Origin of the sequence: Pseudoalteromonas amylolytica (assembly GCF_001854605.1) — a bacterium.
GTDB lineage: Bacteria > Pseudomonadota > Gammaproteobacteria > Enterobacterales > Alteromonadaceae > Pseudoalteromonas > Pseudoalteromonas amylolytica.
On record NZ_MKJU01000021.1, the window covers coordinates 1 to 7,695 of the forward strand.

The 7,695-nt window shown below is 42.3% G+C and carries 5 protein-coding genes and 2 rRNA genes; 4 read left to right on the top strand and 3 right to left on the bottom strand.

Annotated features, from left to right (window positions below; translation table 11 throughout):
- Window positions 1-46: 46 nt before the first annotated feature.
- A 16S ribosomal RNA gene (locus BET10_RS04315) occupies window positions 47-1,585 on the bottom strand.
- Window positions 1,586-2,272: 687 nt separating this feature from the next.
- On the opposite strand from BET10_RS04315, the gene BET10_RS21755 reads away from it, so the two are divergent.
- Genes BET10_RS21755 through BET10_RS04330 form a run of 4 tightly spaced genes read left to right on the top strand, consistent with a single transcriptional unit; the run spans window position 2,273 to window position 6,288 of the window.
- Window positions 2,273-3,514: a PAS domain-containing protein gene (locus BET10_RS21755; protein ID WP_240503641.1), complete on the top strand. Its 1,242-nt coding sequence runs from the start codon at window positions 2,273-2,275 to the stop codon at window positions 3,512-3,514.
- Window positions 3,477-4,964, top strand: coding sequence for a PAS domain-containing sensor histidine kinase (locus BET10_RS21760; RefSeq protein ID WP_240503642.1), 1,488 nt, complete (start codon window positions 3,477-3,479; stop codon window positions 4,962-4,964). The genes BET10_RS21755 and BET10_RS21760 overlap by 38 nt, the downstream gene beginning before the upstream one ends.
- Window positions 4,965-4,966: 2 nt before the next feature.
- A complete protein-coding gene (locus BET10_RS04325) occupies window positions 4,967-5,377 on the top strand; it encodes a response regulator (RefSeq protein WP_070983690.1) in 411 nt (136 codons plus the stop codon).
- Window positions 5,377-6,288 carry a two-component system response regulator gene (locus tag BET10_RS04330; protein WP_070983692.1) on the top strand — a complete coding sequence of 304 codons (912 nt, stop codon included), beginning with the start codon at window positions 5,377-5,379 and terminating at the stop codon, window positions 6,286-6,288. Before BET10_RS04325 ends, BET10_RS04330 begins: the two co-directional genes overlap by 1 nt.
- Before the next feature lie 87 nt (window positions 6,289-6,375).
- Here BET10_RS04330 and lexA read toward each other — a convergent pair whose 3' ends face one another.
- Together lexA and rrf are read right to left on the bottom strand one after the other, a co-directional pair.
- Window positions 6,376-6,993, bottom strand: coding sequence for a transcriptional repressor LexA (lexA, locus tag BET10_RS04335; protein ID WP_070983695.1), 618 nt, complete (start codon window positions 6,991-6,993; stop codon window positions 6,376-6,378).
- Window positions 6,994-7,426: 433 nt separating this feature from the next.
- Window positions 7,427-7,541, bottom strand: a 5S ribosomal RNA gene (gene rrf, locus BET10_RS04340).
- Window positions 7,542-7,695 lie beyond the last annotated feature (154 nt).

Below are 7,695 nucleotides of genomic sequence, written 5' to 3' on the forward strand. Positions count from 1 at the left end.
AACAATCATCTGTGTGGACACTTCGAACAAATCTGTTCTAAATCGTTAAGGAGGTGATCCAGCCCCAGGTTCCCCTAGGGCTACCTTGTTACGACTTCACCCCAGTCATGAATCACTCCGTGGTGAACGTCCTCCCGAAGGTTAGACTATCCACTTCTGGAGCAACCCACTCCCATGGTGTGACGGGCGGTGTGTACAAGGCCCGGGAACGTATTCACCGCGGCATTCTGATCCGCGATTACTAGCGATTCCGACTTCATGGAGTCGAGTTGCAGACTCCAATCCGGACTACGACGTACTTTAAGTGATTCGCTTACTCTCGCAAGTTCGCAGCACTCTGTATACGCCATTGTAGCACGTGTGTAGCCCTACACGTAAGGGCCATGATGACTTGACGTCGTCCCCACCTTCCTCCGGTTTATCACCGGCAGTCTCCTTAGAGTTCCCGACCGAATCGCTGGCAACTAAGGATAGGGGTTGCGCTCGTTGCGGGACTTAACCCAACATCTCACAACACGAGCTGACGACAGCCATGCAGCACCTGTATCAGAGTTCCCGAAGGCACCAATCTATCTCTAGAAAGTTCTCTGTATGTCAAGTGTAGGTAAGGTTCTTCGCGTTGCATCGAATTAAACCACATGCTCCACCGCTTGTGCGGGCCCCCGTCAATTCATTTGAGTTTTAACCTTGCGGCCGTACTCCCCAGGCGGTCTACTTAATGCGTTAGCTTTGAAAAAGTTGTCCGAGGACCCCAGCTTCTAGTAGACATCGTTTACGGCGTGGACTACCAGGGTATCTAATCCTGTTTGCTCCCCACGCTTTCGTACATGAGCGTCAGTGTTGACCCAGGTGGCTGCCTTCGCCATCGGTATTCCTTCAGATCTCTACGCATTTCACCGCTACACCTGAAATTCTACCACCCTCTATCACACTCTAGTTTGCCAGTTCGAAATGCAGTTCCCAGGTTAAGCCCGGGGCTTTCACATCTCGCTTAACAAACCGCCTGCGTACGCTTTACGCCCAGTAATTCCGATTAACGCTCGCACCCTCCGTATTACCGCGGCTGCTGGCACGGAGTTAGCCGGTGCTTCTTCTGTAAGTAACGTCACAGCTAAGCCGTATTAAGACTTAACCTTTCCTCCTTACTGAAAGTGCTTTACAACCCGAAGGCCTTCTTCACACACGCGGCATGGCTGCATCAGGCTTGCGCCCATTGTGCAATATTCCCCACTGCTGCCTCCCGTAGGAGTCTGGGCCGTGTCTCAGTCCCAGTGTGGCTGATCATCCTCTCAAACCAGCTAGGGATCGTCGCCTTGGTGAGCCATTACCTCACCAACTAGCTAATCCCACTTGGGCCAATCTTTAGGCGTGAGGCCCGAAGGTCCCCCACTTTGGTCCGTAGACATTATGCGGTATTAGCAGTCGTTTCCAACTGTTGTCCCCCACCTAAAGGCATGTTCCCAAGCATTACTCACCCGTCCGCCGCTCGACGCCGAATAGCAAGCTATTCTCGTTTCCGCTCGACTTGCATGTGTTAGGCCTGCCGCCAGCGTTCAATCTGAGCCATGATCAAACTCTTCAATTAAAAGTTTTTTTGTTTGAAGTAAACTTCAAACGGCGCTCATTGAATTCTGATTTTGTTCTTGTTACCAAGAACGAATTGACTGTGCTGAATAAACTATGTTTATTCCGTTGGTCACTCAGTTCAATTGAGACTCTAAATGTTTTGTTAGAACTCAATCTGTACGAGTGCCCACACAGATGATTGCTTCATATTTTTAAAGAACGTTGCGATGATTCAGCGCTTGGCTTCATCTCGCTAGGGGTGTGCATTCTAAGCATTCCCTATTTTTTGTCAACACTTAATTTTAAGTTTTCTTGGTAAGAAAAAGCAAAGTTAAGTTTTACTCGACGCTGACCCGTTGTTGCTTTGCTTATTCAGCGTAGCGCTCCGTGTCAGTGGGGTCGCATTATAGGGCGATCCTTTTTTTGATCAAGCTTTTTTTGAAGAAAAGTGATGAAAATAGTTCTTTCGAGCAAAAATAGAGCAAAACAGGCTGTTTTTATAGTTTAACTTAACTCTCCTACACCAATTTCACGTAAAGCTAGGGCTTCAATAGCGAGCAATTAGGTTTTCTTACCCTGTGATACAAATCAATATCTTTTCAATATACTAGGAAGATTTTAAGCACGTGGATGACCCCTTCATTCTTGTGGTTTCTGCGTTTACGTCTAATCTTAATGAAATCATTTAGCATCAGGACATGTTTAAATGGAGCTAAACAGCATTCATTCATTTTTTCATCAAGCATATATGCCTCACGGTCATTGCTATCTATGGCAACCACACCTACTTTGGACAAATGTGATTTCGGATTTGGTGATAGCAACTGCCTACTTTTCTATTCCAGTCGCTATTATGATCTTTGCCAAAAAGCGGCCAGATGTGGGAAGACACTGGCTATTTATACTATTTTCCAGCTTCATCTTGCTGTGTGGTATTACTCACCTCATTGGCATATACACCGTATGGCACGGCGCGTATGGCATTCACGGAATATCAAAATTATTGACTGCAATCGTATCTATGATCACTGCGGTGTATTTATTTCGTCTTATACCTAGCGCGATTGCAATTCCAACACCTAGTCAATTTTTTGGTGTGCGGGATAAACTGACTAAACTTACCACCGAACAAAAGCAACTAAGGCTACTGCTTACAGAGCATAAAATAACTGAGTTTATGCTTAATAGCTTACCCATTAGCACTTTATTACTCGATAAGTCAGATAAGATCATTAAATGTAACCCTCAACTTCTCAATGAACTTGGCTATAAAGACGCAAAATTGATGCTTGGTACAAAGTTGTCTGAACACATACAGCTTGAGGATCCATTTTGTAGTTTGTCTTCTGTACTAAAAGAAGCTAGACATAACAAGTCTCAGTCCGTCGAGCAGCTGTGCCAGGTTATTACCCGAGACGGTGTAACGTTGCCAATGGAGATGAGGCTTATCAATACAGTCTTTGATGGGCAAGAGTTCACATTAGCTGTTTTTAATAACTTGTCATCTTATAGAAAATTAAAACAACAGCTTGATGCCTCCCATCAAAGAATTGAGCGTGCTATTAATGCCACCGAAGATGGAGTTTGGGAATGGGATATTACTAATGACCACGTAATTTACTCTCCTACGCTCATGAAAATGATTGGTAAAGAGCATTTAAAAAATCCAACCTACCTAGATTGGTATGAGCACATTCATCCTGATTATCGAGAGAAGGTTGAAGCTGCTATACGCATTCACTTTGAAACTCAAGAAAAACTGCAAGTCGAATATCTCGGGCGCAACAAGGATGGCGTGTATGCTTGGTTTTTAGCAGTTGGAAACAGTCAGTTTGACTCAGATGGTAATGCCTGCATTATGTCAGGTGCACTTCGTTATATTCAAGATAGTAAACAGTTAGAATCTCAAATTGTTGAAAAAAACAAATATATTAAACTGCTTGTTTGATGGTGCGAATCAGGCTATTTGGCTACTGAAAGTTGAAGAGGATGAAGACTTTACTTTCTTGCAGTTCAACCAAGCAGCATGTGAGCGAACGAACGTTAACTCACAAGACATCATAAATAAACAGCTGTCTCAACTTAGCGGTTCCGTGTTTCCAGTATCCATAGCAGAAAGAATTGGTAATAACTATGCTCTGTGCTGTGAAACAAAAAGGCCTATAGAGTACGTCGAAACCTTACCATTAAATGAAGAGGAACGGTGGTATCAGACAACGCTGTACCCAATGCTGGATAAAAAAGGCAAGGTTGAGAAAATCGTAGGTACAGCAATAGATATTACAGCCAGAAAGTTAGCCGAACAAGAACTCGAACAAAACAAGATATTCTTGGAGCAGATAATTAATTCTGCGGTATGCGGCTTGTACCTTTACGACATCAAGCAAAACCGTAATATTAGGATTAACCAACGCTATACCGATCTACTCGGTTACAATATTGGCGACCTTAAAGACTTAACCATCGTCGATTTAGTACATCCAGATGACAAGTCATCCATGCAGTTGCACTTGGATGAAGTCGTCGATGAAAAAGCCCAAAAGCTTATCCCGATTGAGTATAGAATTAAGCACAAAAACGGCAGCTGGATATGGTGTAGCGCGGTAGACACTATTATATCGAGGAGCGAAGATAATGAGCCCAGTATTCTACTAGGCACCTTTGTAGATATAACCGAGAAGGCCCAGCTGTTATTGAAGCTTAAAGCTTCTAATGAGAACCTTGAACACTTCGCTTTTCTCGCCTCACATGACTTGCAAGAGCCACTAAGAAAGATTATTGCATTTACTGATAGCTTATCTATGCGCCTAGCAGAGCACTTTAAAGGTGACGAAAATGCTCAATTCGAAATGTCCCGTTTAATTGAAGCTTCCAGCCGGATGCGAACAATGATCCAAGACTTGCTCAAGCTATCAAGACTTCAATCACAAAAGATAAAATGCGTGCCAACAACATTAAAATCAATTATTGATGATACGAAGGAACAAATGAGTTACAGCCTAGAGGAGCATGCCGCTACAATAACAATTGATACACCAGATCACATGATCGAGGTAGATCCTTCGTTATTTGTGCAAGTATTTCAAAACCTCTTCGCCAATAGCCTAAAGTTTAAAACTCCGGATACATTACCTGTCGTACACATCAAGAGTGAAATTAGAGATAATCGTATAATGATCTATTATGAAGATAATGGTATCGGTATTAAGGAACCGTATTGGCAAAGTGCTTTTGAGCCCTTTAAACGTTTAGATAATGGCAATAAGTATTCGGGCAGCGGTATTGGCCTTGCGATGTGTAAAGAAATAATTAAGTTGCACGAAGGCGAAATACGCTGCAAAAGCTCAGAAAACTCTGGTACCACCTTTGTAATTAGTTTACCCAAAAGCAGAGATTGAACATGGATATAATCTTAGTGGATGATGACCCAGATGATATTTACCTCTTCACAACCGCCTGTGAACATGTAGAACCAAAGCCAAATCTAGTGGTGCTACAAAATGGCGAGCAATTGTTAGAGTATATAGACGCGCATAATAACCTGAGTAGCCAAGTTTTCCTGATTGATTTGAATATGCCTAAAATGGGTGGGCTCGACGCGATGAGACACATTCAACAGAAAGGATTAAGTGAAAAGTTATGCTTGATCAGCTACACCACATCAAGCCACCCATCAGACATAGAAAGCGCATTTTCATTAGGTGCTAAGTCATACATCACTAAACCAAGCAAAATTGTTGACTTAATTGAATTTTTACAAGTATTGATAAAATATTGGTTTAACTATAATCACTTTGCAAGGACACATTGATGAACCGATGGCTAATATACCTATTAGAAGATAACGATGATGATGTGTATCTAATAAAAAGCACCTTAAGCAAATATAATGGTCGCCATCAATTTAGACTTAAGTCTTTCGATAATGTTGAATCTCTCAAACAAGCCACTCTTCAATGCTCTCCTGATATCCTCTTAATGGATCTAAATTTGCCCGAAAGCACTGGTCTCAATACGCTAATCATTGTGAAACATTTCGTCGCATGTACACCGATTATAGTGCTTACAGGTAACTCTGAAGATGGGATTGGAGAGAAGACTATTCAGCTGGGAGCTCAAGATTATATCCCTAAGCATGAACTCACCACATCACTTCTCACAAGAACAATTGTGTTTTCAAAGGAACGTTTTGAACTACAGCGAAACTTAGAAAATATGGTTGTAATGGACAAACTCACTATGCTCAATAACCGAGGCTCTTTTGACTCTGAGTTGCATCGATATGTCCAAGATGCGATTAGATACAACACTCAGTTTGGGCTACTGTTTATTGATTTAGATAATTTCAAATTAGTTAATGATGAGTTGGGGCATCAGGCTGGAGATCAACTACTGAAAAGTGTTGCAGCAAAGCTAAAAATGTTTAGGAGAACTTCTGACTTTGTTGCAAGGTATGGCGGAGATGAATTCGTCATCATAGCACCTCACGTATCAAATAAAGAGCAGTTAGCTAAGCTAACCCAGCATAAGTACACTTTATTGGCAGATAACTATTGCATTGAAGGGGTAAATAACCAGATACATGAAGTAAACTTAGAATTAAGTATTGGAGCTGTTTTGTTTCCAGAAGATGGAGAAGACGAAACACAATTACTTAATAACGCTGACGCGACCATGTATCAAGCTAAAGAAACAGGCAAGCCATACAAGGTAATGAATTAATTAGTCCACCTAAACATAGGATTTGTTTGGTAGTGTTTAGAGGCCAATGCAGGGTAAAGTTTTAAGCATAAACTTTACCCTTATAAATTACATCCAGCTACCGTTTCGTATTATACCAACAGCCAAACCCTCGATTACTAGAGATTCATGTTCTAAGTCTACTACAATCGGTGAAAACTCTTCATTTTCGGCGTGCAGATAAACCTTTCTACCCGCTTTTTCAAGCCTCTTTACGGTTACCTCATCTTCAACACGGGCAACGACAACCTGACCATTTTCAGCTACCTGCGTACTATGTACAGCTAGCAGGTCACCATCAAGAATACCGATATCCTTCATACTCATCCCATTCACACGCAGTAGGTAATCTGCGGCGGGTCTAAACAAGTTTGCGTCTATTTGACAATGACTCTCAACGTGTTGCTGTGCAAGAATCGGTTCCCCAGCAGCGACTCTACCTATTAGTGGCAGGCCCTGTTCTTCTGGTTCAGGATCTTCAGTCAAACGAATTCCTCTACTAGCACCAGGCACCATCTCGATAACACCTTTTTTTGCCAGTGCCTTAAGGTGCTCTTCTGCCGCATTAGCACTTTTGAAGCCAAGTGCATCCGCTATTTCTGCCCTCGTAGGTGGCATCCCTGTGTCTTTAATAAATACCTTTATCAACTCAAATACTTGTTCTTGTCTTTTTGTTAGTGGACGCATATAACTGGTTTTCCATACAGTACATTTACTGTGAGTATATACAGTTGATACAAAATCGCAATGCTAAACCTCATATATTAAGGACAAACTCTTATTTCCGATAATAATGCTTTAAGTGCAAAGGGCTAAGGTGCCAATGCTTAATGACAAAGCGCGAAGCGGTCGCATTCCTTTTGCGCAAGCTGGGGTGCAAAATTACGGACGAAGTCCGTAGCTTTTGCGCAAGGTGAATTAAGTGCAAAGGGTTAACGATAACGAACGCAGTGAGGACGTTTCCTTTGCGCAAGGTGAAGTGAGCCATTTTATAGAATGCTGAGGGTTATAGAATGCCGAGGAACTCTCTAAACGTCGGATGGCGCTGTGCTTATCACGACCTACAAACCCAAAAACGCAAAAAGCCCATCACAATGGATGGGCTTTTTACTTAAATAGGACCTGGCGATGTTCTACTTTCACATGGCAGCTGCCACACTATCATCGACGCTGTTTCGTTTCACTTCTGAGTTCGGCATGGGGTCAGGTGGTTCCAAAACGCTATAGTCACCAGGAAAACTGGAGCGTAAATCGGTTGTTCTAACCAATTTACTAAATCTGGAAAAATTCTGATAATTCGTAAAACGCTACTTTAGTAACACTAACTTCTAGCTCGTAAAACCACTTTGGCGTTGTATGGTTAAGCCTCACGGGTAATTAGTACTGGTT

Coding starts and splice junctions, on each gene's coding strand:
- BET10_RS21755 (WP_240503641.1), top strand. CDS start 2,273: ATGGAGCTAAACAGCATTCATTCATTTTTTCATCAAGCATATATGCCT.
- BET10_RS04330 (WP_070983692.1), top strand. CDS start 5,377: ATGAACCGATGGCTAATATACCTATTAGAAGATAACGATGATGATGTG.
- lexA (WP_070983695.1), bottom strand. CDS start 6,993: ATGCGTCCACTAACAAAAAGACAAGAACAAGTATTTGAGTTGATAAAG.
- BET10_RS04325 (WP_070983690.1), top strand. CDS start 4,967: ATGGATATAATCTTAGTGGATGATGACCCAGATGATATTTACCTCTTC.